This is a genomic window from Tateyamaria algicola, from assembly GCF_047715485.1.
Classification (GTDB): Bacteria; Pseudomonadota; Alphaproteobacteria; order Rhodobacterales; family Rhodobacteraceae; genus Tateyamaria.
Map to the genome: position 1 here is coordinate 2,602,894 of NZ_CP180422.1, position 25,251 is coordinate 2,628,144.

Genomic DNA, 25,251 nt, shown 5'->3' on the forward strand with positions numbered 1-25,251 from the left:
TGCTCGGCCAAGGTGACAGCGATTTGGAATGGATATTGTTTCTGTTCGCGCAACAGTGGTGCGATTACGGTTTTTTTGAATGCGCGGCCCACAGGTCAGGACGCCGCGCCTTTGTCAGCGCCTCGGCCTGCGCCTGCCGCCACGCGGCAATTTTACCGTGGTTGCCGGACATCAGAACCTCGGGGATGTCGCGCCCTTCCCATGTGGCGGGGCGGGTGTATTGCGGATGTTCCAGCAGCCCGCTGGAATGGCTTTCCTCGACCGCGCTTTCGGCATTGCCCAGCACACCCGGCAGCAATCGCACGGTCGCATCCAGCATCGCCTGCGCAGCAATCTCACCCCCAGTCATGACAAAATCGCCCAAAGACACTTCGGTCACACCCCAATGTTCCAGCGCCCGTTCGTCCACGCCTTCGAACCGGCCACACAGCATCGTCACACCGTCGCAGCGCGCCAGATCGCGGGCCATCGCCTGATCAAAACGCCGTCCCCGCGGGGACATGTACAGGATGGGCCAGCGTCCGCTTGCATGGCCCTGTGCCTCGGCCAGAGCCGCGCTTACCACGTCGGCGCGCAGTACCATGCCCGCGCCACCCCCTGCAGGTGTGTCATCGACGTTGCGGTGTTTGCCGACACCGTGGGCGCGCAGGTCATGGGTGTGGAGCTGCCATTTGCTGTCCTGCAGTGCCTTGCCCGTCAGCGATGCGCCCAGCACACCGGGAAATGTTTCGGGGAACAGGGTCACCACGCGCGCTTGCCAGACGCCGACCAGATTGGGCGCCTCGTCCATCAGCGATGCGGGTTTGAGCGTCGGGCGGATCGCCTTGCGACCGTGGGATTTGGATGGTGCAGTCATGCGCGGGTGATACTGTAGGATCACGAGACAGGGAACCGCCGAGTTGCCAGGGGGCGAGACGTGAACACCAAAACGCAGGCATTGGCCGCGGCGCAGGCGGCTTGGCCCCACTTGGCCCGGATCGCGGGGCGGTTGGCTGCGGATTATCGTTTGTCCGCTCTGTCTGCCCGCGCCGAAGCCGAAGGCAGGATGCGCGTCGTGGCTCTTGCCGAGGCGGGCGAGGACCGTGTCATCCTCAAGTTCCGCGTGAATGGCGAGACAGAGGCTGCGCAAAGGATGGCAGAAGCGCATCGATCTGCTGCGCGCGCGTTGGCTGACCTACCCGGATATGCCGCCCCCGAAGTTCTGGCCTTTGATCCTGCATCTGGCGCGTTGCTGTTGTCTTGGGTCAACGGAGTAACGTTGCAGGACGCGGTGTCAGACGGGCAGGTTTGGGTGCCTGACATAGTGCCCCATGTGGGTCGTTGGATGGCGGCGCTGCACAGGCGGGGCGACACCGATCACGTGCCTTTCAACGGCGCGTGGATGCTGCGGCGGCTTGATCAAATGGCGGCCAAGGGTGTCCCTGCGACTTCTCGGTTTGCGGCTTGCCGCACTGCGCTCGGCCAAGTGGCCGATCAGTTGCACGATGCCCCGGTCCATCGTGCCGTGATCCACGGGGATCTGAAACTGGGCAACCTGATGTGGGACGGTCAGGTGATGACCGGCATTGATTTCGAGAATGAAGGCCTGCACCCGGTCTGTCGCGACGCGGCCATGGTGCTGTGCGACTGTATCATCTGGGCACCGACGGGCATGCCTTTGACCAACGATGTGATGACGGCGTTCGCGGATGGGCTGGGCGCGGATGTGGTGGATCGCGACATGCTGCGCTTTTTCATCGCGCTGCGGCTGTTGCAGATCTGGGCGCGCACGCCTGCGCGGGCGATCGATCGAGTCGGGCGCAAGGCGCATGTCTGGCGGCGTGTCAGGGACGCTGCCCAGCAGATTCTGTTTGAAGGGGAAGGAGGCCGTTAAAACAGGCCCTCGGGTGGGTCGGCGACGATGCGGCCTGCGGCAAGGTCAACCGTGGGCACTGCCGCGCGGGTAAAAGGCAGCAGCACGGTGGCTGTTGTGGCGGCGGTATGCACCTCCAACAGATCACTCGCGCCGTGGTTCTGCACTGATTTTACATGGCCAAGCGACGCGCCGCCCGTGTCAAACACCTCAAGCCCCACCAGGTCGGAGTAGTAGTATTCATCGTCCGGAAGAGAGGGCAGTTGGTCACGCCGCGCAAACAACTGCGTGCCCTTCAGCGCATCGGCCTGTTCCTTGGTCGCAACCTCGGCAATGCGCGCGACAAAGCCATTTTTCATGGGCCGGATCAGGGCGAGCGCAAAGCTGCGCTTGCCATCTTCGGTGGTCAGCGGGCTATAGGTTTCGATGTCGTCGGGCTGAGCGCAGAAGGACTTGATCCGCACTTCGCCGTGCACGCCATAGGCACCGCTGATGACACCCACACAGATCAACGCCTCACTCATTCCAGCACACTCCGTCACGCATGATGCCACCCGAGCCGACGCAGGCGTCCGCCGCCTGACTGCGTTCGAACAACAGCCCGCCGACAAAGGCGAGGCAAAGCAGGATGGCAGTGCGGATCAGGCCGAACATGGGCACCTTTCTGGGCAGATACAGACTGATGCATTTGCGCCAGCGTGGGCAGGTTTGTCCAGAGTGTGCTTGTGGGATGCCGGGCGGCCGCACTAAGTTGACGGCATCCGCACCATGGGGTGCGGGATGGAGATTTTATGTCGGTGTAATTGGGCACATGCCCTGCTGGCCCGTTTGGGTGCAGCCTTGCAGATCATGGGATGCCGCGCTGGCGGTGCCCGTTTTCGTGCCCGCAACACAACTCGGCCAGCCGCCGAAGTGAACCCTGAAAGTCTGATTTATCAAAAGGATGGCCAATGCCAGACCTCTATCACACACGTGCAGCGCGTGACACCGACATCCCCTTTCTGGCTGCTATAGCTGAGGAAACCCTGTTTCCTGGTGACATGATGGGCGACATGATCGCCCCCTTCCTCGCAGGGCTGGGCGATGACATCTGGCGTGTGGTCTTGCGCGACGAGATGCCTGTCGGATTTGCCTTTGCCCAACCCGAGGCGATGACGGACCGGACCTGGAGCCTGCGTGCCATCGCCACCACGCCTGATGTGCACGGCACAGGTGCGGGCACTGCATTGCTGAGCGCGGTCGAGACCGCGCTGGGTGGTGCCCGGTTGCTGATCATCGACACGACGCAAACGCCGGATCAGGATCGTGCGCGGCGCTTCTATGCCGCGCGGGGGTATACTCACGTCGCGACGATCCCCGCGTTCTTTGGGCCGGAGGAAGACAAGGTGACGTTTGTGAAAACACTGGCCTGACGGCTGGTATGGTATGGGCGGACGATGTCTGCCCATACCTGTGCACCGCTACCGGTTTTCGATGATCAGATCGTGCCTGTGTTCCCAACCGGTGCGTTCGAGTTCGGGCGTGTCGGAGTGTGCTTCCGGCCAACCGATGCAGAGATAGGCCACCAGCGTCCAGCCTGATGGCACATCGAGGTCGCGGGTAAGCTGCTCAGGGTCAAGGATCGACACCCAACCCATGCCCAGCCCTTCGGCCCGGGCCGTCAGCCACATCAGCGTGATCGCCCCAACCACGGAATAGCGGCGCATCTCGGGCATGGTCGCGGCACCTAGCCCGTGCCCTTGCGTGGTTGCGTCATCACAGAAAATGGCCACATGTTCAGGGGCTTGCGCCATGCCTGACAGTTTGAGCTGGCTGTAACTTGCAGCCTGTTCGCCCTGATACCCGGCAAGTGCGTCGGCATTGGCCGTCTTGTAGTTGTCATAAGCGGCGCTGCGGGCCGAGGTGCTTTGCACCCGTACAATGCGCCAGGGTTCCGACAGGCCCACAGACGGGGCCAGCCGAAACGCAGAGAGGCAGCGCATCAGCACTGCCTCGTCCACGGGATCGGTGCGAAAGTGGCGCACATCGCGCCGCCACGCCATCAAATCCAGAAGCTGGTTGCGGAAGTCTTGCGAGAAGGCATCCACAGCCACACCTCCCTGTTTACTCTGCTGTTTCTTCAGCAGGTGCCTCTTCAGCGGCCGGTGCCTCTTCTTCGGCAGGGGCGGCTGCGGCTTCGGCAGCGGCGGCCACCTTGGCGGCTTTCTCTTCTGCGCGTTCCTTGGCCTTGGCACCGGGCTCGCCTTTTTTCATGTTGGCGCGCTCTTTCTTTTCCAGAACACCGGCAGCTTCGAGCATGCGCGAGATACGGTCGGTGGGCTGTGCGCCCTCGCCCAACCAGTACTGGACGCGCTCCATGTTCATTTTCACGCGCTCTTCGCTGTCCTTGGGCAGGAGGGGGTTATATGTGCCCAGCTTTTCGATGTAGCGGCCATCGCGGGGCATACGGCTGTCGGCCGCAACGATGCGATAAAAGGGGCGCTTCTTGGAGCCGCCACGGGCGAGGCGAATTTTCATAGCCATGATGTATTTCCTTTGTTTTTCAGTTTGATGGTGGGCAGCTTGCCCACGTTACGATTGGTGTTTGTCGCGCAGGTAGCGCGCTATTTCTGGTAGTTGCGGTGGTGCTGAATGACTTCAGCGATGATGAAGTTCAGGAACTTCTTGGCAAATTCGGGGTCCAGGTCGGCCCGGTTTGCCAAATCTTCTAGGCGTGCGATCTGCGCCGCTTCGCGGGTGGGATCGGACGGAGGAAGGTCGTGTTCGGCCTTGAGTTTCCCCACGGCCTGGGTGTGTTTGAACCGCTCGCCCAGCGTGTAGACGAGGATCGCATCGAGGCGGTCGATGCTGCTGCGGTGTTCGGCCAGCACGTCGGCGGCCTTGGAAATGGCATCAGTCAAGCGCCCATCCTTTCGGTTTGAACATTGGATCGGCGTAGTGGCCGATTTCCATTTCGATCCCGTGGGCCAGCTGGCTTTCGCTCAGCGCCGCTGGCGAGGGGTGGCGGTAGACGGCGTCAGAGCCGTCGATGGTCTGGGCGGTCGCATCCTTGGTCGCGCCCAGCCGTTCGGCCAGCCGGATGCTGTCGAGGTTCTTGGGGTCGATATAGCTGACCGCCCCATCCCAACCATTGGCATAGTAGTGCTTGCGCACTGCATGCGTCGCCTCGAGCGCGTAGCCCTTGCCCGACTTGTCGGGCCAGATGATCCAGGCAATCTCGCGTTCGGGCCAGCCTGCGGGCTGCCAGCCGCCGGCCATGCCATAGGTTTCGTCGCTGTCCTTGTCGTGGATCATCCACATGCCAAAGCCGCGGATTTCCCAATGCCCGATCTCGGCCGCATAAAGCATCCACGCCTCGTACGGGTTCAGCGGCCCGCCCATGAAGCGCGAGCGGTAGGAGGCGAAAGTGGCCTTGAAGTTCGGGTAATCCTCGGGCTCGGGGCCGCGCAGAGACAGCCGCCCGGTTTCGATGACAGGAATCACGGGGTGGCTCATTGCAGCACCTCACGCGTGTAGCGGTAGATCAGCGTTGTCTCGCCATCGTCGGTGATGTCGCCATCGGGCAGGCCGCCAAGGCGGCGGGCCAACGCGATAGAGCGTGCATTGTCAGGCGCGATGTAGCTGACCAGGGTGGCCCAGCCGAGCGTGTCAAAGGCGTGGCTCAGCGCGGCGCTGGCGGCCTCGAACGCGATGCCGCGCCCCTCGGCCTGTCTGGTCAGCATGAAGCCGAGTTCGGGTTCCTGATCACCCGGCTCAAAGCCCAGCACGACAAAGCCTACGATGTCCCCGGCATGGCCGATGGTCCAGAGCCCGTGGCCGTGCAGCAGCCAGGTCGATGTCATTTGCGAAAAGTCGAGCCAGGCGTCTTCGCGCCCCATCGGCCCGCCAAGATGGGCGCCGCGTGAAGTGCAGGCGATCTGGGCATAGGTGTCGAAATCGGTGACGCGCGGCGCGCGCAGCAGCAGCCGCTTGGTCGCGAGGGTCGGCAAGTGACCCTGCAGCGCGACAGCGAACAGCGCGGCGGCGCCGTTGCGGGGTGTTTCGCAGGCAAAACTCATGCGCGCAGCCCCAACCACAAGGACGCGCATGCGCGCGACACGATACTGGCGCTTGTGGCACCGTGAGCCCGTTTAATCCGGCCACGCGCGGGGTGGTGGTCGGCCCTCCGGGGGGATTTTCCCGGAACAGAGAAGGGATCATATTGCCCCCTTGCGGTGCCGATAGACGTAACCGGGCGTGTCGGGCTTGGGCTGGATTGCGGTTTCGTCCAGCGTTGCGCCCAGCCGTTTGGCCAGCGCAACAGAGGCGTCGTTGCCATGGGCGATGTAGCTGACAATCGTGTCCCATTTCAGGGTGGTCCAGGCGTGGTCAATGCAGGCTTGTGCAGCCTCGAATGCGATGCCCTTGCCCTCGTGTGCGCTGTCAAAGAGGACCCAGCCAACTTCCTTTTCCGGCCAGCCATGGGGATACCAGTGCCCGACAATGCCCAGCGGTGTGTCCTCGCCCTTGTAGGTCACGATGAACATGCCAAAGCCGTGGATCGCCCAGTGGCCGAACTGTGTGCCAAAGAAGTTCCACGCCTGCCGTTCGGTCATGGGGCCGCCGGTGAATTGCGACCGGTCCGTGCCGTAGAAGGCCATGTAAGTTGGCGCATCAGCGGGACGGGGTGCGCGCAGGTGCAGCCGCTCGGTCTCGAGCGTGGGGGTGCCGGTGAGGGTGATCATGTGCCCCTCCGGTGCCGGTAGACGACTGTTTCTTCGGGCGTTTCGCCGCCGGGCAGCGGGGCGTTTGCATCCTGTGTTGCGCCAAGTTTCCGGGCCAGTGCCTCGGACCGTGCATTGCCGGGGGTGACGTAGCTGACGACGCTTTGGGCGTCGGTGTTGGCCCAGTACCAGTCGCGTGCTGCGGTCGCGGCCTCAAACGCATAGCCTTTGCCTTCGGCATCCTGCGTCAGCGTCCAGCCGAGTTCGGGTTCGGGAAAGCGGATCGGGTGGGTGATGCCCACGTCCCCCATGAAGGTGCCGGTGTCGCGGTCCGTGATTATCCATGCGCCAAACCCGTCGAGCGGCCAACTGGCGAGGTTCATGGAAAAGAGCTGCCATGCGGCATCGCGGTCAAACGGGCCACCCATGAACGACGAACGATCAGATGCGAGCATGTCGGCGAAGGCATCAAAGTCGTCGCGCTGCGCGCCGCGCAGGACCAGCCGGTCGGTGGTGACAGTGGGGATCACAGGCCCAACTCCTCAACCGAGGCGCCGTCAAGGACGGGGCGGGTGAAGGTGCGATCAAAGCTGAGGATGCAGCCGGTATCTTGGGCATGCTGGTAGGCCCGCTGGCATTCCCCGTCCTGTGCCATTTCTGTGCGGTAGGCCTCGTAAGCGGCGAGCGAGGGGAAGGAGAACATCGCCCACGCTTTGTTGTTGGCCCCTTCGGAAGGCAGGAAATAGCCGTGATGGGTGCCGCCCATGCGGTTCACGAGGTGAATCCACGCACGTGCGTAGACCTCGAACGCATCGACCCGGCCCGGGTCGATCACATATGTGATCAGCGCGGTGATCATTTCTTTTTGCCGAATCCCGACAAGCCGGGAGGCAGGGCCATGCCGCCACCCAGGCCGGGCATGCCCCCGGGCATCTTGCTGCCCATCTGCTTGGCCGCGGCTTCCAGTTGCTTGAGGTCCATGCCCTCCATACCGGGCATGCCGCCCTTGCCACCCATCATGGCGCCAAGCGCCTTTTTCATCATGCCGCCTTTGCCTTTGCCGAGCTTTTTCATCATGTCCGACATCTGGCGGTGCATCTTGAGCAGTTTGTTGAGGTCGCTGACCTCCATGCCCGAGCCGCGCGCGATGCGTTTCTTGCGGCTGGCCTGCAGGATTTGCGGCGCGGCACGTTCCTTTTTCGTCATGGACTGGATCATGGCGATTTGCTGTTTCAGGATCTTGTCGTCGAAACCGGCGTCCTGCACCTGTTTGGCCATCTTGCCCATGCCGGGCATCATGCCCATCATGCCTTCCATCCCGCCCATCTTGAGCATCTGTTCCAGTTGCATGCGCAGGTCGTTCATGTTGAACTGACCCTTGGCCATGCGGCGCATCATCTTTTCGGCCTGTTCGGCCTCGATGGTTTCCTGCGCCTTTTCGACGAGGGAAACGATGTCGCCCATGCCGAGGATGCGGCCCGCGATGCGTTCCGGCTCGAATGTTTCGAGCGCGTCCATCTTTTCGCCCAGGCCGACGAACTTGATCGGCTTGCCGGTGACGGCGCGCATCGACAGGGCGGCACCGCCGCGCCCGTCGCCGTCCATCCGCGTCAGGACCACACCAGAGATGCCGATGCGGTCGTCAAAGTTCTGCGCCGTATTCACCGCGTCCTGACCGGTCAGGCCATCGACCACCAGGATCGTCTCGCGCGGGTTGGCGACGTCGCGCACGGCCTCGACCTGGCTCATCAGCTCTTCGTCGATAGACAGACGGCCCGCCGTATCCAGCATATAGACGTCATATCCGCCCATGGATGCTTGCGTCTTGGCGCGTTTGGCAATGGCAACCGGGTCTTCGCCCTTGACGATCGGCAGGGTGTCGACGCCGATCTGAGTGCCGAGGATAGCGAGTTGCTCCATCGCCGCCGGGCGGTTCACGTCGAGCGAGGCCATCAGCACGCGCTTGCCATCGCGTTCAGTCAGCCGTTTTGCCAGCTTCGCGGTTGTTGTCGTCTTGCCGCCCCCTTGCAAGCCGACCATCAGGATCGGGGCCGGGGGGCTGTCGATTTTCAGAGCGCCGGGGTCACCTTCGCCCTTGAGGGTGTCGATCAGCGCGTCGTGCACGATCTTGACGACTTGCTGGCCGGGGGTGACGGATTTAGTGACGGCCTGGCCTGTTGCCTGTTCCTGCACTGCCTTGACGAAGTCACGGGCGACGGGCAGCGACACGTCGGCTTCCAGTAGCGCCACGCGCACCTCGCGCAGGGCGGTTTTGACGTCTTCTTCGGACAGTGCACCCTGTTTGGTCAGCCGGTCGAAGACACCGGAGAGGCGTTCGGATAGATTTTCAAACATGGGCCTTCATCCTTTCGACCGTTGACGTTTGCCTGACAGGTAAGTGCAGGCGGCGCAGTCCCCAAGGAACAGACCCAAACGAAAAGCACCCCCGTGGGCGCAACGCGCTGACGGAGGGCGATCCCGGGACATCCCAAGGGACCGGAAGTCTGTGCTTCCGGGTGTTGCGCGTGGGCTACTGGAGTGCGCGGTTTGAGTCAAGTGGGGCGGGTGAGTCGGCAGCGCGGTGTGACGAGGGGCGCGTTGGCTGGATCACGGCTCGCGCCATATCGGCGAAAACACCGCTAGTGGGGCGCGCTTCAGGCGACCATGCGCCGACTACACGTAGTGACGTTGTGCCAGTGCACCCCCTCTGAAAAGATCACATAGCATGAGCTATGATGTGTTCCTGCTGCGAGAGAGTGAGGCCTTTCCGAACGATCCGAACTCCATCGGGTCGAAGTTGAGCGCTTTTCTCGAGGTGCAGGACGACGCCTACGTGCCGTCCGACGCACAGGCTCAGTTGGTCGACAAAGCGCTTGCCGAGTTCGAGGCAATGGACCCTGCGGTCGGTGTCGATCTCGGGTTCATGAACAATGACGCCGTTTTCATTTCGATCGCCTATTGGGACGACTCCGTGCCCCATTTGCACAAAGTCATCGAGGTCCTGAATACGGTGCGTGCCGAACTGGGGGATGGTTGGTTTTTCTTTGATCCCCAACTGGTGATTGCGGTCGAGTGGCTGCCCGCGCAGGACGTGCAAAGCATGTATCAAAATGTTGTCGCGTCGATGCGCCCGCAGACCTGGCGCGAGCGCATAGGGTGGCCGGAATATCGTTCGACCCGGCAAAAGTGGATAGATGCCGCGATTTTTGCACTGGTCGTGGCGGGGCTGGTCTACGCCGTCCTTCGGTAGCGGGGGGTTAGCGCTTTGCATCCTGTCCGCGCGGACACGTCGGATGCCGTGTCAGCTGCAAGCCGGTGTGCGCCGTCCTGAACCGACATTTGGTGCGGGGATCATGGCATAGCTTGCGGCAAAGGACGCAAGCGTGATCCGTGTCTTCTTTTGCACCGTCACCGTGGCATCCGTCGATATGCCCGCACCGACACCCTCAAAGGCGACGTCGAAAAAGGTGTGGCTGCCCAGCGTCGAGGGGCCGATATTGGTCAGTGATCCCGACCCGACCAAACCACTGGCGACAACCGCGCGCGGCGTTGTCGGGGTCGCTTGCCCGACGACTGTGTACTTGATTAGGTTTGTTAGGTCCGTCTGGAGCGATATGCCCGAACCGGTAGAGATCATGGACGTCGGCCCGAAGCTGACCTCTGACTGATCGGTGGTGCGCTGGGTCGAGCGGTAGCCGCTCGCTGAATCAAAGAAGTTCACATAAAATTCCGAGCCGCTGAACGAGGATGGGGGATTGTATGTCGCGACATTCCCGACTGCGGCATCCTTCAGCGTACCGCTGGCAAGGACGGTGCCGAAACTGCCGTTGACGATGCGCCCGAGGTTCCAGTTCACCCCGGCGGCTGTCGTTTCATTGATGATCAGTATGCTCATGCTGTCGCCTCGCGACGCTGTCTCAGACCTGACGGCAGTGTATTGAAATCGCAAATTCATACAACCCTTACGAGTTTGCCTTTCTTGAGTTACACTTTCGGTGGAATAAACCGGGGATGTCAGCCGCGTCGCTGGAATTTGCAGATAGAAATTTACGCTTGGCCACGCCGTCGGATTTGAGGGGAACCATAGCCATGACAGAAGCCCAAATTCGCAAAGAGCTTGGCATTCCGAACAACGCCGAACGTGTCATTATCTTCAGCCAGTCATCGCATATGGATTGGGACTGGCTCGAGACGTTTCCGGTTCTGTTCGATGATCCGTCGGCTCCGTACTTTCAAGGGGCGGGCAACCTCAGCGTACCCGCAAAGGAAATCCTGTCCCAGGCAGCGGCACAGTTGGCGACCAGTATGCCGCCGGGCGCGCCGCCAAACTACTATTACTCTTTGGCAGAGGTCGGATTTCTCGAAGCGTTCTTTGCCCACGGCACCCCATCAGACGTGCAGACCCTGGTGCAGGCCGCAAAGGACGGGCTGTTCCACCTTGTCGGCGGCGGCATCACATCGCCCGACAGTTTGCTGTCCCAAGGCGAATGCTTCATTCGCAATTCCCTGGTCGCGCAGGCATGGTTTGAAAAGAACCTGCCCGGCGCGACGGTCGAAAACTTCTGGATTCCGGATGATTTCGGCCATGACAGTCAGCTGCCCGCCACGCTCGAAGCGATGGGGCTGAAAGGGGCGGCCTTTGAACGCATCCCCGGGGGCGAGTTTCAGCAACCCCCGGCCAATCCGCTGAATGGCCAGCCCTCGGCAGCAACTCAGCTCATAAACGAAGGCATCGACTTTTTCTGGTATGCCGATGACGGCTCCAGGATCATGGGGCACTACCTGATAAAGGGTTATTGTCAGGTCAGCACCGATATTGGTGGCAACTTCGGTATTCAGGAGGATATCGACAACAACCTGCCATCCTCGCCCACACCGTATGTGTTCGTTCCGGCCGGGTGCGATTTCAACCCGCCCGTGCCGAACCTCGTCAAAAGCATGCAGGCCTGGAACAACGCGCCCGCATCGCAGCCTGGATATGCGCGATCGGGGGTCTATGCCGTTTCAGCAACCTTCGATCACTACGTTTCGCTGGTCGAGGCGCACGCAGGCAACCTGCGCAACCGGCGGTTTGCGGGTATCCCGATGTGGGTTGGCAATTACGGCAGCAAACCCGCGCTCAAGCGCTGGCAATACGAGGCATCCCGCGCCGCTACGGCCGCCGAGGTGTTCGGCGTCATTGGCGATGTGCTCAAGGCGCCGGTCGCGCCCGACTGGACGACATCCGTGTTCGATGCCTGGCACCTTGCCGTCCCCAGCACGCATCATGACTATGTCGTCGGCACGTCCGGCGCGCAGTACATGGATGTCTACGGCGTCGAGCAACTGTCGCGGCTGCTGCTGGCCAAGGATCAGGCCGGGTTGGTCGAAGAGGCCAACATGCTGGCCCTGACCCGCGCGATAACTCCCAATCTGACCTCTGATCGCGCCAACAACTACGAAACGCCCGTCGCTGTGTTCAATCCCCTCGGTTTTGAGCGCAGCGGCCTTGTCGAGTATCCCGACGGGGCTGACCAGGGTGCGATCAACGTGCGCAACAGCTTGTCCAAATCCGGACTGGTGCAGCCAACCCATGACGGGGCGCTGTTGTTCATGGCCAGCGCGCCAAGCCTTGGCTATTCGACAAGCTATATGAATGGTCCGAGCGGTGGCGGTTTCCCCTCTACGTCCTCGGCCCTGTCGATCACGACACCGGACAACGGGGCAAGCTGGGTGTTGGCGAATGACCTGATCAGCGTGACGGTTGCACAGTCCGCCAATTGGGGCATCACGTCGATCAAGGACCTAAAGAACAACGATCAAGAGTTGCTGTATCCTGGCTCCGTTGGCAACGATCTGGCGTTCTACACCGACACTGGCAGCGTCTACAGATACGGCAACGAAACACCGCCGGGCACAAGTATGGTCCTCGACACCACCGCCTGCCTTGCGGTCGCGGGCGCGCTGGTGACAGAGACGGGGCCACTGCGCGTCACGCTGGAAACGATGGTGAACGCGACCGTCACAAATCAGACGTTCAGCTACAAACGCACCTATTCGCTGGTTCTGGGCGAGCCCATGATCCGGATGAGTTGTTCGGGGGTCGCCCCGTCCAGCGATGCCAATTTCTCCGGCACCTCGGTCATGACCCGCTTTGTTCTGCCCTTTGCGGTGAACCGGATGAGCTATGGCACACCCAATCACTGGACGTCGATGCCACCGGTTCAGTCGTGGGACGGTCCGCAATTCCTGCCAACGCACAACTTTGCCATACCCTTGCGCCAGGATGGCACGCAGGCCCTGGCGATCTATCACAACTCGATGCCCCCCTGGGGCTATGACGACAATGGCGCGCTGCTGGGCAATCTTTTCCGCAACAACCCCTATCAGGGGCAGGGACAGTACGGTGCGCAATCGCCCGATCGCGGCATGCACACCCAGTTTTACGCGCTGCGCGTTCCGACCGGGCTGTGTGGTCCGGACACCGGGCAGCCGCTGCGCGAGTCTCTCGCGTTCAAATCACCGCTCAAAGGGCGGGTTGTCAGCAACCTGTCGACCCAAACCGCGCCGGAAACATTTTCGCTGGCATCGATCAATGGGCCATCGCCCGCGATCATCACAGCGGCGAAACCAAGCTGGAAGGCCGGATCGGGCGACACGATCTTTCGTATCCATCAACCCACGAACACATCGCAGACTGTCAGCATGACTGTGGGAACAGCAGGCAGTGCGCCGACCGGTGCGACAGGCGTGACGGCGCTGGAAAATCCTCTGAGTGCCGAGGCAAGCGGGCGCCTGCACCTGTCCGTCAACCAGAACACCGTGACATTCTATGCCACCCGGGCCATCACGACGCTCAGCATGAACCTGGGGAACTAGCACCTGTTGACCAAGCCCCATTCAGACGGAAAACCCGCCAAGCCGGTTGTTCTGGTCGCATCAGACGGTGTTGTCCCGACCGGGTTCGCGCGCGTGGCAGAGGCGATATTCACACGGCTTGCGGATGAGTTCGATATCCACCACCTCGCCATCGGGCACAGCGGCGATCCGCACCATCTGCCGTGGCCGGTCTATCCCGCCGGGATTGAACCAACGGACCGCTGGGGCCTGCACAGGATCGCAAATCTGTGCGATTGGCTGAAACCCGAAATCGTCTTCATGCTGAATGACACCTGGATCGTTGGGAAATGGCTGACGGCCCTGGCTGCGGCCAAACACCGGCCCCATTGTGTCGCCTATATCCCCGTGGATGCAGGGCCGGTCGATCCGCGATCGCTCGATCATTTCGGGCTCTTGCACAAGGTTGGCCTATACACCGAAACCTCGAAAACCTTCATGCAGGCGGCGTTTGCAGAGCGGCAGGCCATTGATGCAAAGTTCGAAGCCCCGGATTTGGCTGTCATCCCCCATGGCAATGACAGCACGCGGTTTCATCATCTGGGCGCGGATCACCGCGCGGGGGCACGATCCACGATCTTTGCGGACAATCCAGAACTGAAGGATGCGTTCATCGTACTGAACGCCAACAGGAATCAACCGCGCAAACGGATGGACGTGACGATCAAGGGATTTGCGGAATTCGCCCGGGACAAACCTGCGAACGTCAAGCTGTTCCTGCATATGGGGTGTCGTGATCTTGGCTGGGACATCCCCGAACTCGTGCACCGTTTCGGCATTGATGACAGGGTGCTGATGTCCACGGATCAACCCAACATGCCGGGCGTGTCCGATCACCATCTGAACCTGATCTACAATGCGTGCGATGTGGGTGTGAACACGTCAGAGGCCGAAGGCTGGGGCCTCATCGCCTTTGAGCACGCGGCCACCGGCGCGGCCCAGATCGTGCCCGACCATGCGACCCTGCGCGAGATCTGGGGCGATGCCGCGCACCGCCTGCCGATCCGCCACACCTTGATCGAACACGGGACGTCAACCGAGGTCGGTCTGGTGTCGGCCGCCGATCTGGCCGACGGGCTTGAGCGTATGTACACGGACCCGGCATTTCGCCAAGAGATGTCGCAGCGCGCATACAAGCACGCACAGCAGGCCGACCTGTCGTGGGACGCCGTGTCAGAGAGGTGGCGGAACCTGCTGCGCGAGACGTGCCGTCAGCCGGTTCCGCGCTGAACCCTCGGGGCCGACTGCCAAACCGCAGGCGTGCCATGAAAACGAACACGCTTATTCCTGAATGTTCTCCAGAAACGCGAGCAGGTCCACGATGGGGCGGCTGGTCATGATCGGCTGACCCGTCTCGGCCTTGGTTGCGGTGTCATCGCCGTCAAAGAAGTCGCCATAGACGGGCATGGGCGAGCCATGGCTGACCAGCGGATCGCGCCCGTCGATGCGCATCACCACGCGGGTGGTGGGAAAGGTGCCGTCGTTGCGACGCGCCAGTTCCCGCAGATTTGGCGGGCGCAGCAAAAGGGCGGGGGCCATCGGGCCGTTGCCCCGTGCCTCGATCCCGTGGCATGTCGCGCAATGGGCGCGATAGAGCTCTGCACCGACATCTGCCTCTTGTGCCGATACGGCGGCAGGCAGCAGCAGACATGCGATCAGGGGGATAAGCGGGGATTTCATCAAGCCTCTCCTTACAGGGTCCATGCGTAAGGGTAGTCGGGGATCCGATGCGCGGCCCTGATCTTGATCAACTGCGGGCCGTTGCAATTGGCTAGGTGCCGGATAGAGTATCTGACAGGAAAGCACGGTGTTCCGAAATGCCTGACCTCTTTGCCCCCCAAGCCTACAATAACGCCTGGTCCAACCACCGGCTGCTGCGTGCCTGCGGGCAGGTGGGCGCGGCCGAGCTTGCCGCCGACCGCCCGTGCTTTTTCGGCTCGATCATCGCCACGCTCAATCACATCCTCATCGTGGACTGGTTTTATGTTTCTGCGTTGGAAGGCACCTGTATCGGGCCCGCCGCCTTTCAGGAGGATGTCCCGCACCCGGATCTTGCCGCCCTGCGCGCCGCGCAGCGTGATATCGACCGCCGCCTGATTGCCGTGACCGAGGATGCGACACTGTCAAACCCCGCACGCCGTGTGCAGATGATCCGGGACAGTGGCGTGCAAGAGGATCGGTTTGACCGCACATTCCTGCATCTCATCCAGCACCAGATACATCACCGCGGGCAGGTGCATGGCCTGCTCAGCATGACGGATGTCGCCCCGCCGCAACTGGATGAATTCTACATGGCCTGGGATATAGACGCCACGCGCCGCGCCCCGGATTTTGCCGAGATGGGCCTGAACGAAGATGACATCTGGGCTGGTCGCTAATCCAACCGTCAGGCCGACATGCGCCGCAGGTTGCGCAGCCAGACGTTGATCGTATCTGCGGCCTGTGCCGGGCCGTTGCCCGAGTTGTAGGCCTCGACCAGGGGATAGGGCGGCGTGGTGTCGTGGAAGGTCAGCGTGGCCCGCGCAGTATCGGAAAAGGTTTCAACCTCTGCCCGGCGCAAGGTGTCGAGCGGGTAGGTCATCTGGTGGTAGGACAACAGCGTGCGGCGCTGGACGGTGACGGTTTGCGTGGCCGCATCAAGGATCACCTGATCGCGCTTGATCGCGAGGGCAAAGATGCCGATGGGCACACCCGCCCCAAGCGCCACCGTGCCCAGGCCAACCAGTTCACCCTGTGCAGTCAGCGCAAGACCCGCGGCCGCGCATGCCACGATACACACGATCAAACCGCCACCCAGCACCCAGGGCGCATGGGCAAGGATCAACTGGCTGGGCAGATTGCGAACGGTGGTCATGGCGCCAGCCTAGTCGCGGGGATCGTGCTGCGTCCAGATACCTGGCGCGGCAATCGGAAAGGCCCCGCCGACCGGGTGGTCAGGGGGCCGTGAGTGGTGGCTGCAGGTGCTGGTGATCAAGCGGCAAGCTTGTCGATTTCGGCCTTGGCATCGGCGATGGCCTGTACGCCATTTGCCATCACGCGGTCGGCGGCAATCACCTCGACATCCGTAATGCCGATAAAGCCGAGCACATGGCGGATGTAGCCGCTGGCAAAGTCGATATCGCTGCCCACGGGCGTGCCACCGGTCGACACGGCCACGATCGCGCGCTTGCCCTCCAGCAGGCCGATGGGGCCGGTTTCTGAGTATTTGAATGTCACGCCCGCCCGCGCGATCAGGTCGATCCACGCTTTCAGCGCCGCGGGCACGCCGAAGTTATAGACAGGCACGCCGATGACAACCGTGTCTGCGGCCTTGATTTCTTCGATCAACTCATCCGACAAGGCCAGCGTGTCGCGCTGAACCGCATCGCGTTCGTCGGCGGCGGTGAAATTGGCGTTGACCCAGGTTTCAGTGATCTGGGGCAGGGCGTCCGTCAGGTCACGCCGGATCACCTCGCCGCCCAAGCGGTCAACGATTTGTGCGGTGAGGTCGCGGGTGACAGAGCCCGTCAGGCGGGCAGAGGCGTCAATGTGCAGAATGGTCATGGTTCGGGTCCTTTCAAAGGAATGATGTCTCGTGCTCTGATAGTTGAGCCTTGCAAAATCGAACGCAATTGGGGAAACTCAACAGGACCTGTTTGGAATTGCACAGACGAGAGATCCACATGGACAATTGGGACGAGATCAAGACTGCCTATCAGGTGGCCCGCATGGGCACGGTGAGTGGTGCTGCCGAAGTGCTGGGCGTGCACCACGCCACCGTCATCCGGCATATCGATGCGCTCGAGGGGCGGTTGGGTGTGAAACTGTTCCAACGCCACGCGCGCGGCTATACCCCGACCGAGGCCGGGGATGACCTGTTTCGAGTGGCCCAGGCGACGGATGACCAGTTCAGTCAGTTGGTGGGCCGGATCAAAGGCCGTGGCACCGAGGTGTCGGGCGAGTTGGTCGTGACCTCGCTGGTGGGGATGGCCCCGCGCATGGCCCCTGTCCTGACCGAGTTCCAGCAAAAGCACCCCGACGTGATCGTGCGCTACCTGACGGGCGACCGGCTGTTTCGCCTCGAGTATGGCGAGGCGCATGTGGCGATCCGTGCGGGCAACGCGCCCGATCAGCCCGACAATGTGGTGCAACCGTTCGTGCGCCAGTCGGTCGGGCTCTATGCCACAAAGGACTACATCAAACGGCATGGGCATCCCGAAACGGTCGCAGGCTGCACCGGCCACCGCTTTGTCAGCCATGACGCCGCCGACACCCGCGCGCCGTTCCACAAATGGCTGCGTGGTCAGATCGATGAAAAGTGCATCACCTTCCGCTCGACCGACGTGCGCGCGCTGGAACAGGCGGTGCTGGCGGGGGCGGGCATCGGGTTTCTGCCGGTGATGGAGGCGCGGGCGAACCCGGACCTGGTCGAGATCATGGACCCGCACGAGGATTGGTCCGCCCCCTGTGGCTCGTCACACATGTGGATCTGCACCGCACCAACAAAGTGCAGGCCTTTCTGACCTTCCTCAAGGAACGCTCTAAAGACTGGAAGGTGTTGTGAACGTCACCCGACGCGCGGTGCAAGCGTGAGCCCGGCGCTGCAAGGCCATCTGGCGATGCTGTGTTTCTCGGCCCTGGTGGCCGGGTCGTTCTCGCTCGGCTCCATGGCCGCGAACGAGATCACCCCTGCCGCTCTGAACGCCGCCCGCTTTGGCATTGCCGCCTGTGTGATCGGGGCGGTGGTGCTGGCAACGGGTGGCCTGCCGCGCAGCGCCACGCGCGCGCCCTGGCGCTATGTCGTGCTGGGCGGGCTGTTTGCGACCTATTTCGTGCTGATGTTCGAGGGGCTCAAGACCGCGCCGCCGGTCAGTGCGGCGGCCGTCTTTACCCTGACCCCCGTGATTGCGGGCGTGTTCGGCTGGCTGCTGCTGCGTCAGATCACGACGCCGCGCATGGCACTGGCGCTGGTGGTCGGCGGTGTTGGCGCGCTTTGGGTCATCTTTCGCGCGGACCTGTCGGCCTTGCTCGCGCTCGAGGTCGGGCGAGGCGAGGTCATCTATTTCTTTGGCTGTGTCAGCCACGCGATCTACACCCCGATGATCCGCAAGCTGAACCGGGGCGAACCTGCGGTGGTCTTCACCTTTGGCACCCTTTTGGCGGGGGGCCTCCTGCTGACGCTTTACGGCTGGTCCGAGATTGTGTCGACGGATTGGGCCGCGCTGCCGCGCATCGTGTGGATCACGCTGATCTATCTGGCCATCTTCGCCTCTGCCGCCACCTTCGTGCTGGTGCAGTTCGCCACGATGCGCCTGCCAAGCGCCAAGGTCATGGCTTACACCTACCTCACCCCCTCCTGGGTCATCGGCTGGGAAATCGCGCTGGGCAACGGCGTGCCGCCTGCGCTGGTGCTGGTGGGCGTGGCCCTGACCATCGTGGCGCTGCTGATGCTGCTGCGCGACGATGAGGTCGCGCGCACTTGAACCGGGCGTATGGAACAAAGGCCTGCCTGCCCGAGTTGGATTCAGCAGACACGTAAAGGATCATACCCATGCGCAACATCATTTACCTCATCGGCCTTGTCGTCGTTATCCTGGCCGTTTTGAGGCTTGCCGGTCTGGTCTAGGACGTCTGGGGTGGTTCGCCCCTGTCCAATTCGGTTTCCAGAAAGCGTTCGAACGCGTCAAGATTGACGGGTTCGAACTGGCCAAAGCCCTGCATCCACACTGATGCACTGCGCATGGCGTCCGGTTGCAGCTTGCACCACTTCACCCGCCCCCGCTTTTCCTGCGCGATCAGGCCCGCGCGCGTCAGGATGGTCAGGTGCTTGGAAATGGCGGCTAGCGACATCTCGAACGGTTCGGCCACATCCGTCACCGCCATGTCATCCTCAAGCAGCATCGACAGGATGGCCCGACGGGTCGGGTCAGCCAGCGCGGAAAAGACGGTATCAAGCGGGTCGGACATGGCCCCGTCATACAAACTGCGCGCCGCACTGGAAAGCACTCAGAGATAGGGATGCTGCGTCGACTGCGACGGCCAGCGATGGCGCAGTCGCTCCACTTCGCTGGGGGTCAGGCCGATATCGCGCGCGATATGCGGGTCAAGCGGCACAGCGGCTGAGCCGATGGGCTCAGCCGGGGAGCGGTCAATTTGGAGTATTTTGGCACAGATTGACAGCACGCGCGACAGCGCGTTGGATTTGGCGAGGATCATGGAAAGCCCCTTAAGACATGGGATATCATGCCAATATGGCCCGCCAGACCGCTTGTCACAAACAGAGTTGTCTGACATCAATTGTGCATAAATTGCACAGGTGTCCCGCGGCATGTCCCGTACCCTTCCCCCACTCAACGCCCTGCGCGCCTTCGAGGCGGCGGGGCGGCACGAAAACTTCAGCCGCGCGGCGGAAGAGCTGAATGTCAGCCACTCCGCCATCAGCCGCCATGTGCGGGGCTTGGAGCAGCGATTGGGCGTGCAACTGTTCCGCGAGGCCGCACGCGGCGTCGTGCTGACGGTCGAGGGCAGTCATTACCTGCAACGCATCAGCCCCGCATTTGATGCGATTGATCTGGCGACCGAAGGGCTGGCCGACACGCCCGCAGGCCGTGTGACCGTGAACAGCGAGCCGTTGTTTGCGGCCAAGGTCGTAGCACCACTGCTGGCCGGGTTTCACGCGGAATACCCCGAGATCGAATTGCGGCTCGAGGCGTCGAGCACGCTGGCCGACCTTGACCGGTACGAGGCTGACCTCGCTATCCGCTTCCTGCGCAAGGGGGTGGTGGGCGCACCCTCTGACCTGATCAGCAACGCGCCGCTTTATCCCTTTGCCAGGCCGGGGTTGGTGCCGGGCGATGTATTGCGGCCCGAGCATCTGGGCCAATACCGGCTCTACAAGGACCGGGGCGAGGATGTGTGGCGCGACTGGTGCGCCGTCGCCGGATGGCCGGATGCTGACCTGCCCGCACCCGGCGGCTGGCGTTTGCGCGCACCCCTGACGATGGAGGCGGTGTGCAACGGCGCGGGTCTGTTCATGAGTTCATCCGACTGCACAGAGACGGACTGCCACCTCGGGCGGCTGGTGCGGCTGTCGGATGTGGGTATGCGGCAGGGCGCGTTCCATTTGCTGATCAGCGGGCAGGCCGGGCGGCGCAAGGCCGTGCGCACGGTGCGATCCTGGCTGCTGGAAAACACCGCACAGTTTCGCAGCCACCAAAATCAACCAGATGGTTGAATATGCAAAAATCCTGCCAAGGCCGCGCAGCGTGGGGTGTGACGTGATGCCGCCCATCCTCATTGTTCCATAAATATGCATGAAAACAACGGCTTGTCAGAGGGCTGCCGCTGACCCATGTCACGTTGACTCATGCCCTCGCGCGCCCTATCCACCAACCTATCCAAACGACGGGACCCAGGCACGTGACCGACCCCGATGATCAGAACAGGCTGGATGCGCTCAGCGCCCGGATTGATGCGATCAAAGAGGGTCACGCGCCAAAACCCCGCACGCCGGATCACCACTCTCAGGCACAACTGGCCTGGCGCATGGTGATCGAGTTGGTGGCCGGTCTGGGGATCGGGTTTGGCATGGGATACGGGCTGGATGCGCTGTTTGGCACCTCTCCGTGGCTCATGATCGTGTTTATTTTTCTGGGCTTCGCGGCCGGCGTCAAAACGATGATGCGCAGCGCCGAAGAAGTCCGGAGCCGACAAGAGGCCGAACTGGCCGAAGACGACAATGATCGCCCCGAGGGGTGAGATGAGACGGAGAGAGCCGAATGGCAGATGAAGCGCACGGTGGCGGTGGCCTTGAATTCCACCCGATGGATCAGTTCCTCGTCAAACCTCTGTTTGGTGAGGTCGGCGACCCGGTCCACTGGTACACGATCACTAATGTGACGCTATGGCTGGCGCTGGCGGTTCTGGCGATCATCGGGCTGCTAGTTCTGACCACCTCGAAACGCGCTGTTGTGCCCGGACGCGGCCAGTCGGTGGCCGAGTTGATGTACGGCTTTGTCTACAAGATGGTCGAGGACGTCACCGGCAAGGACGGGATCAAATATTTTCCCTACATCATGACGCTGTTCATGTTCATCCTTTGCGCCAACTTCCTCGGCCTGATCCCGATGTCCTTCACCACGACGTCCCATATCGCGGTCACGGCGATCCTCGGCTTTGGCGTGTTCTTTGCCGTCACGATCCTCGGGTTCGTTAAAAACGGTGCCTCCTTCCTTGGCCTGTTCTGGGTGTCGAGCGCGCCGCTGCCGCTGCGCCCCGTACTGGCGATCATCGAAATCATTTCCTACTTCGTGCGCCCGGTCAGCCACTCCATTCGTCTGGCAGGCAACATGATGGCCGGTCACGCCGTTCTGAAAGTGTTCGCAGGCTTTGCCCAGGTGGCGGCCATCGCCCCCGTCGCGATCATCGGTGTGATGGCGATCTACGGCCTCGAAATCCTGGTGTCGGCCATTCAGGCCTACGTCTTCACAATCCTCACATGTGTCTACCTGAAGGACGCATTGCACCCGCATCACTAATGTATGGCGGGGCCTTTCCCGCTGGACAAACCTACTAACTTCCAATCGTAAGGAGAATTCTCATGGAAGGTGAACTCGCACACATCGGCGCAGGCCTCGCAGCAATCGGTTCCGGCGCAGCCGCTATCGGTGTTGGTCACGTGGCTGGCAACTTCCTCGCAGGCGCCCTGCGCAACCCGTCGGCAGCCGCCGGCCAGACTGCTACTCTGTTCATCGGCATCGCCTTCGCAGAAGCCCTGGGGATCTTCTCGTTCCTCGTCGCTCTGCTGCTGATGTTCGCTGTCTAAGTCACTCTGAGACGCATTCCTTACGGTTGGGCGGCGTGATACCCTCACGCTGCCCAATGTAACGGCTTCGCATTTCGGCCCACTCGCTTTCAGGGCCACTCCAGAGGAACGACCGACATGGCAGATAACACAAACGCAGCAGGCGAAGTTGCAGTTGGCGCCCCTCCGGGCATGCCGCAACTCGACATCGGCACCTTCGACAACCAGGTCTTCTGGTTGCTGTTGACGCTTGTCGCGATCTATTTCGTGCTGTCGCGCGTGGCCCTGCCACGGATCGCGGCCATTCTGGCGGAACGCCAGGGCACAATCACAAATGACATTGCCGCGGCTGAGGACCTCAAAGCCAAGGCAGAGGCAGCCGAGGCCGCCTATGACAAGGCACTGGCCGATGCCCGTGCCGAGGCGCAGCGCATCGCAGGCGAGACCAAGGCGGCCATTCAGGCTGATCTGGATGTCGCCATCGAAAAGGCTGATGCCAGCATCGCGGCCAAGTCCGCCGAGAGCGAAAAGGCAATTGCCGAAATTCGTGCCGGTGCCATGGACGCCGTGGCCGAGGTCGCGACCGACACCGCGCAGGCCATCGTGGCCGCCATGGGCGGCAAGGCAGATGCCAAGGCCATCTCGGCTGCGGTCTCCGACCGGATGAAAGGGTAAGAGACATGCGTATCAACACCCTCACAACCGCTGCGGCCACAGCCCTGATCGCCAGCCCCGCGCTGGCCGCCAAGGGCCCGTTCATCAGCTTTGCCAACACCGACTTCATCGTCCTGATCTCGTTCATCCTGTTCATCGGCGTGCTCTTGTACTTCAAGGTGCCGGGCATGCTGACCAAGATGCTGGATGACCGCTCAAGCGGCATTCAGTCCGAACTCGACGAGGCCCGCGCCCTGCGCGAAGAGGCACAGACACTGCTCGCCTCTTACGAGCGCAAACAGCAGGAAGTGCAGGCGCAGGCCGACAAGATCGTGGCGCAGGCCAAGGTCGATGCCGAAGCTGCCGCCGAACAGGCACGTGCCGATCTTGCCCGCTCGATCGAGCGTCGCGTGGCCGCCGCCGAAGACCAGATCGCCTCGGCCGAGGCCGGTGCCGTCAAAGAGGTGCGCGACACCGCCGCCTCCGTGGCTGTACAGGCCGCGCGCGACGTGATCGCCAAGCAGATGACAGCCGCCGACGGCAACAAGCTGATCGACGCCGCCATCGAAGAAGTCGACGCCAAGCTGCACTGATCCGCAGCCACGCGCCTACGTAATCCAAACCCAGCCCCGCCCGACCGGCGCGGCTGGGTTCTTCTTTGTGTGAAGGTTTTGTGAAGTCTGCGCCCCCATTGTCGCAGATCAAATCGCGTTGCTACGCGCGTTTCTAGACTGGCCTCGACGTCTATCTTTCCGCACAGATCACGAGGTTTTCCATGTTCGACACAACGACGACCACGCCTGCCCCGCTGACCAACCAAGGTGCGCAACGCAACAACCCGCCCATTGTGACGGTGCGCAATCTCTCGCTGTGTTATGGTGAGAAACAGGCGCTTGATGAGGTGAGTTTCGACCTCTACCCAAACGAGATCCTCGCCTTTATCGGTCCGTCCGGCTGCGGCAAATCCACCGCGCTCAAGTGCCTGAACCGGATGCACGACACGACCCGCGATGTGCGGATCGAGGGTGATATCCGTATGCATGGGCAGGACATCCACGGCCCCGACATCGACCCGCCCGTACACCGGCGCCGCTTTGGCTGGGTGGCGCAAAAGCCCAACCCGTTCCCTTCGACCATCTACGAAAACGTCGCCTATGGCGCCCGCCTGCACGGGCTGATGCGCGACCGGCGCGAACTGCACGCGCATGTGGAACACTGCCTGCGCCGCGCAGGGCTGTGGGACGAGGTCAAGGAAACGCTCCACACAAAATCCGGCATAGACCTCTCCGGCGGGCAGCAACAACGCCTCTGCGTTGCGCGTGCGCTGGCCACCCAACCCGAAGTGCTGTTGATGGACGAACCCACAGGCTCCATCGACCCCATCGCCACCGCCAAGATCGAAGACCTGATGGTGACCCTGCGCGCAGATCATGCGGTGGTGATCATCACCCATTCCATGGCCGAGGCGCGGCGCATCGCCGACCGCGTCGCCTATTTCCACTTGGGCAAGCTGCTCGAGGTGGCGGCGACCGAGGACATGTTCACCAAGCCCCGGACACCGCAGGCCCGTGCGTTTATCGAAGGTAGGATGGGCTAGGCCCCGGTTTCGTGATCCAGTCGCTGGCGGGCGATATCCTCGTTCCGATCCGATTTCTGCTGATCGCGCAGCGCGCGTTCCACATAGTCCAGATGATCGTGCACCGCTGCGCGCGCGCCGTCTGCGTCACGGCCCTGCAAGGCAGTGTTGATGGCGCGGTGCTGGTCCAGTAGGGCCTGGCGCGTGGTGCGCTGTTTGAACATGATCTGGCGGTTGTAGAACACGCCGTCGCGCAGCAATTGATACATCGACCGCATCATGTGCAGCATGATCACGTTATGGCTCGCCTCGATGATGGCCATATGAAACTGCGCATCCAGCCTAGCCTCTTCATCACTGTTTCGTTTGGGGTGCGCGGCCTCCATCTTTTCGAACACGGCCTGCACCACGGCCAGATCGGTGTCCGAGGCAAGGCGCGCGGCGCGCTCTGCGGCCAACCCCTCCATATCGCGGCGAAAGCTGAGATAGTCGAACACCGCCTCGTCATGGCGCTCGAACAACTGCGTGAGGGCCGGGGCAAAGGCCGAGCCCAGCACATCCGCCACAAAGATGCCCGCACCGGGGCGCGCGGTCAGCAACCCGCTGTCCTGCAAGCTGCCGATGGCGTCCCGCAGCGACGGGCGCGACACGCCCATGCGCTCGGCCAGGTCCCGCTCGGGCGGCAGGCGTTCGCCGGGGCGCAGAATGCCCCGCAGGATCAACTGTTCGATCTGCCGGATCACGGCAGAGGACAGTTTTTCAGGCTGAACAGGGCGGAAGGGCATATGCGGACCTTTTTCGAATTGGT

At 62.2% G+C, this 25,251-nt stretch carries 33 protein-coding genes and 1 pseudogene; 15 read left to right on the forward strand and 19 right to left on the reverse strand.

The window, feature by feature from the left end; all coding sequences use genetic code 11:
- Positions 1-64: 64 nt before the first annotated feature.
- Positions 65-856, reverse strand: a complete 792-nt coding sequence (gene trmD / locus ACMHLQ_RS15210) for a tRNA (guanosine(37)-N1)-methyltransferase TrmD (RefSeq protein WP_415401557.1) — start codon at positions 854-856, stop codon at positions 65-67.
- A 60-nt stretch (positions 857-916) separates the two neighbouring features.
- Between trmD and ACMHLQ_RS15215 the strand changes: the two genes are divergently transcribed.
- A complete protein-coding gene (locus tag ACMHLQ_RS15215; RefSeq protein ID WP_415401558.1) occupies positions 917-1,873 on the forward strand; it encodes a phosphotransferase in 957 nt (318 codons plus the stop codon).
- On the opposite strand, the gene rimM is transcribed toward ACMHLQ_RS15215, so the two are convergent.
- Both rimM and ACMHLQ_RS15225 read right to left on the reverse strand, forming a co-directional pair.
- Entirely contained in the window at positions 1,870-2,376 is a 507-nt protein-coding gene (gene rimM / locus ACMHLQ_RS15220) for a ribosome maturation factor RimM (protein ID WP_415401559.1), read from the reverse strand. The genes ACMHLQ_RS15215 and rimM overlap by 4 nt on opposite strands.
- Complete coding sequence (locus tag ACMHLQ_RS15225) at positions 2,369-2,506, reverse strand: hypothetical protein (RefSeq protein WP_415401560.1); 138 nt, start codon at positions 2,504-2,506, stop codon at positions 2,369-2,371. Before ACMHLQ_RS15225 ends, rimM begins: the two co-directional genes overlap by 8 nt.
- 296 nt (positions 2,507-2,802) lie before the next feature.
- Here ACMHLQ_RS15225 and ACMHLQ_RS15230 point away from each other — a divergent pair, with 296 nt between their 5' ends.
- Entirely contained in the window at positions 2,803-3,264 is a 462-nt protein-coding gene (locus tag ACMHLQ_RS15230; RefSeq protein WP_415401561.1) for a GNAT family N-acetyltransferase, read from the forward strand.
- 48 nt (positions 3,265-3,312) lie between these two features.
- On the opposite strand, the gene bluB is transcribed toward ACMHLQ_RS15230, so the two are convergent.
- The 9 genes from bluB to ffh all read right to left on the reverse strand — a co-directional run bounded on the left by bluB (position 3,313) and on the right by ffh (position 8,910).
- Complete coding sequence (gene bluB / locus ACMHLQ_RS15235) at positions 3,313-3,894, reverse strand: 5,6-dimethylbenzimidazole synthase (RefSeq protein WP_415405293.1); 582 nt, start codon at positions 3,892-3,894, stop codon at positions 3,313-3,315.
- A 61-nt stretch (positions 3,895-3,955) separates the two neighbouring features.
- Positions 3,956-4,375, reverse strand: a complete 420-nt coding sequence (gene rpsP / locus ACMHLQ_RS15240; RefSeq protein ID WP_415401562.1) for a 30S ribosomal protein S16 — start codon at positions 4,373-4,375, stop codon at positions 3,956-3,958.
- 80 nt (positions 4,376-4,455) lie between these two features.
- Positions 4,456-4,752 carry a chorismate mutase gene (locus ACMHLQ_RS15245; protein ID WP_415401563.1) on the reverse strand — a complete coding sequence of 99 codons (297 nt, stop codon included), beginning with the start codon at positions 4,750-4,752 and terminating at the stop codon, positions 4,456-4,458.
- A complete protein-coding gene (locus ACMHLQ_RS15250) occupies positions 4,745-5,347 on the reverse strand; it encodes a GNAT family N-acetyltransferase (protein WP_415401564.1) in 603 nt (200 codons plus the stop codon). The genes ACMHLQ_RS15245 and ACMHLQ_RS15250 overlap by 8 nt, the downstream gene beginning before the upstream one ends.
- Positions 5,344-5,910: a GNAT family N-acetyltransferase gene (locus ACMHLQ_RS15255; protein WP_415401565.1), complete on the reverse strand. Its 567-nt coding sequence runs from the start codon at positions 5,908-5,910 to the stop codon at positions 5,344-5,346. The genes ACMHLQ_RS15250 and ACMHLQ_RS15255 overlap by 4 nt, the downstream gene beginning before the upstream one ends.
- A 138-nt stretch (positions 5,911-6,048) precedes the next feature.
- The gene (locus tag ACMHLQ_RS15260; protein ID WP_415401566.1) at positions 6,049-6,576 is read right to left on the reverse strand and encodes a GNAT family N-acetyltransferase; all 528 of its coding nucleotides are present in this window, start codon (positions 6,574-6,576) and stop codon (positions 6,049-6,051) included.
- A complete protein-coding gene (locus ACMHLQ_RS15265) occupies positions 6,573-7,085 on the reverse strand; it encodes a GNAT family N-acetyltransferase (RefSeq protein WP_415401567.1) in 513 nt (170 codons plus the stop codon). The genes ACMHLQ_RS15260 and ACMHLQ_RS15265 overlap by 4 nt, the downstream gene beginning before the upstream one ends.
- Entirely contained in the window at positions 7,082-7,414 is a 333-nt protein-coding gene (locus tag ACMHLQ_RS15270; RefSeq protein WP_415401568.1) for an NIPSNAP family protein, read from the reverse strand. The genes ACMHLQ_RS15265 and ACMHLQ_RS15270 overlap by 4 nt, the downstream gene beginning before the upstream one ends.
- Positions 7,411-8,910 (reverse strand): signal recognition particle protein, encoded by a 1,500-nt coding sequence (ffh, locus tag ACMHLQ_RS15275; RefSeq protein WP_415401569.1) that lies wholly within the window; start codon positions 8,908-8,910, stop codon positions 7,411-7,413. Before ffh ends, ACMHLQ_RS15270 begins: the two co-directional genes overlap by 4 nt.
- A 370-nt stretch (positions 8,911-9,280) precedes the next feature.
- Between ffh and ACMHLQ_RS15280 the strand changes: the two genes are divergently transcribed.
- Entirely contained in the window at positions 9,281-9,805 is a 525-nt protein-coding gene (locus ACMHLQ_RS15280; RefSeq protein ID WP_415401570.1) for a hypothetical protein, read from the forward strand.
- Between the two features lie 51 nt (positions 9,806-9,856).
- On the opposite strand, the gene ACMHLQ_RS15285 is transcribed toward ACMHLQ_RS15280, so the two are convergent.
- Entirely contained in the window at positions 9,857-10,450 is a 594-nt protein-coding gene (locus tag ACMHLQ_RS15285) for a hypothetical protein (RefSeq protein WP_415401571.1), read from the reverse strand.
- 194 nt (positions 10,451-10,644) lie between these two features.
- Between ACMHLQ_RS15285 and ACMHLQ_RS15290 the strand changes: the two genes are divergently transcribed.
- Positions 10,645-13,413, forward strand: a complete 2,769-nt coding sequence (locus ACMHLQ_RS15290; protein ID WP_415401572.1) for a hypothetical protein — start codon at positions 10,645-10,647, stop codon at positions 13,411-13,413.
- A 6-nt stretch (positions 13,414-13,419) separates the two neighbouring features.
- Complete coding sequence (locus ACMHLQ_RS15295; protein WP_415401573.1) at positions 13,420-14,661, forward strand: glycosyltransferase family 4 protein; 1,242 nt, start codon at positions 13,420-13,422, stop codon at positions 14,659-14,661.
- Positions 14,662-14,712: 51 nt separating this feature from the next.
- Here the strand turns inward: ACMHLQ_RS15295 and ACMHLQ_RS15300 are convergent, their stop codons facing one another.
- The gene (locus tag ACMHLQ_RS15300) at positions 14,713-15,111 is read right to left on the reverse strand and encodes a c-type cytochrome (protein WP_415401574.1); all 399 of its coding nucleotides are present in this window, start codon (positions 15,109-15,111) and stop codon (positions 14,713-14,715) included.
- A gap of 137 nt (positions 15,112-15,248) precedes the next feature.
- Between ACMHLQ_RS15300 and ACMHLQ_RS15305 the strand changes: the two genes are divergently transcribed.
- Complete coding sequence (locus ACMHLQ_RS15305) at positions 15,249-15,809, forward strand: DinB family protein (RefSeq protein WP_415401575.1); 561 nt, start codon at positions 15,249-15,251, stop codon at positions 15,807-15,809.
- 8 nt (positions 15,810-15,817) lie between these two features.
- Here the strand turns inward: ACMHLQ_RS15305 and ACMHLQ_RS15310 are convergent, their stop codons facing one another.
- A complete protein-coding gene (locus tag ACMHLQ_RS15310) occupies positions 15,818-16,285 on the reverse strand; it encodes a hypothetical protein (protein ID WP_415401576.1) in 468 nt (155 codons plus the stop codon).
- A gap of 116 nt (positions 16,286-16,401) precedes the next feature.
- Positions 16,402-16,974 (reverse strand): FMN-dependent NADH-azoreductase, encoded by a 573-nt coding sequence (locus ACMHLQ_RS15315; RefSeq protein WP_415401577.1) that lies wholly within the window; start codon positions 16,972-16,974, stop codon positions 16,402-16,404.
- Between the two features lie 119 nt (positions 16,975-17,093).
- Between ACMHLQ_RS15315 and ACMHLQ_RS15320 the strand changes: the two are divergent.
- Both ACMHLQ_RS15320 and ACMHLQ_RS15325 read left to right on the forward strand, forming a co-directional pair.
- Positions 17,094-17,974: pseudogene (locus tag ACMHLQ_RS15320) on the forward strand (LysR family transcriptional regulator).
- 55 nt (positions 17,975-18,029) lie between these two features.
- Entirely contained in the window at positions 18,030-18,893 is an 864-nt protein-coding gene (locus ACMHLQ_RS15325) for a DMT family transporter (RefSeq protein ID WP_415405294.1), read from the forward strand.
- A 139-nt stretch (positions 18,894-19,032) separates the two neighbouring features.
- Here the strand turns inward: ACMHLQ_RS15325 and ACMHLQ_RS15330 are convergent, their stop codons facing one another.
- Positions 19,033-19,377: an ArsR/SmtB family transcription factor gene (locus ACMHLQ_RS15330; RefSeq protein WP_415401578.1), complete on the reverse strand. Its 345-nt coding sequence runs from the start codon at positions 19,375-19,377 to the stop codon at positions 19,033-19,035.
- 39 nt (positions 19,378-19,416) lie between these two features.
- Positions 19,417-19,626 (reverse strand): hypothetical protein, encoded by a 210-nt coding sequence (locus tag ACMHLQ_RS15335; protein ID WP_415401579.1) that lies wholly within the window; start codon positions 19,624-19,626, stop codon positions 19,417-19,419.
- A gap of 112 nt (positions 19,627-19,738) precedes the next feature.
- Between ACMHLQ_RS15335 and ACMHLQ_RS15340 the strand changes: the two genes are divergently transcribed.
- From ACMHLQ_RS15340 to ACMHLQ_RS15370, 7 genes are all read left to right on the forward strand, one after another.
- Entirely contained in the window at positions 19,739-20,644 is a 906-nt protein-coding gene (locus tag ACMHLQ_RS15340) for a LysR family transcriptional regulator (RefSeq protein WP_415401580.1), read from the forward strand.
- A gap of 185 nt (positions 20,645-20,829) precedes the next feature.
- Complete coding sequence (locus ACMHLQ_RS15345; RefSeq protein WP_415401581.1) at positions 20,830-21,168, forward strand: AtpZ/AtpI family protein; 339 nt, start codon at positions 20,830-20,832, stop codon at positions 21,166-21,168.
- 20 nt (positions 21,169-21,188) lie between these two features.
- Complete coding sequence (locus ACMHLQ_RS15350; RefSeq protein WP_415401582.1) at positions 21,189-21,947, forward strand: F0F1 ATP synthase subunit A; 759 nt, start codon at positions 21,189-21,191, stop codon at positions 21,945-21,947.
- A 62-nt stretch (positions 21,948-22,009) separates the two neighbouring features.
- Positions 22,010-22,234, forward strand: coding sequence for a F0F1 ATP synthase subunit C (locus ACMHLQ_RS15355; protein WP_015496525.1), 225 nt, complete (start codon positions 22,010-22,012; stop codon positions 22,232-22,234).
- Positions 22,235-22,351: 117 nt separating this feature from the next.
- On the forward strand, positions 22,352-22,888 hold the full coding sequence (locus ACMHLQ_RS15360) for a F0F1 ATP synthase subunit B' (RefSeq protein WP_415401583.1): 537 nt from the start codon (positions 22,352-22,354) through the stop codon (positions 22,886-22,888).
- Between the two features lie 5 nt (positions 22,889-22,893).
- Entirely contained in the window at positions 22,894-23,460 is a 567-nt protein-coding gene (locus tag ACMHLQ_RS15365; RefSeq protein ID WP_415401584.1) for a F0F1 ATP synthase subunit B, read from the forward strand.
- A gap of 182 nt (positions 23,461-23,642) precedes the next feature.
- Positions 23,643-24,464, forward strand: a complete 822-nt coding sequence (locus tag ACMHLQ_RS15370) for a phosphate ABC transporter ATP-binding protein (protein ID WP_415401585.1) — start codon at positions 23,643-23,645, stop codon at positions 24,462-24,464.
- Here ACMHLQ_RS15370 and ACMHLQ_RS15375 read toward each other — a convergent pair.
- Complete coding sequence (locus ACMHLQ_RS15375; protein WP_415401586.1) at positions 24,461-25,228, reverse strand: FadR/GntR family transcriptional regulator; 768 nt, start codon at positions 25,226-25,228, stop codon at positions 24,461-24,463. The two genes, ACMHLQ_RS15370 and ACMHLQ_RS15375, sit on opposite strands and share 4 nt — an antisense overlap.
- Positions 25,229-25,251 lie beyond the last annotated feature (23 nt).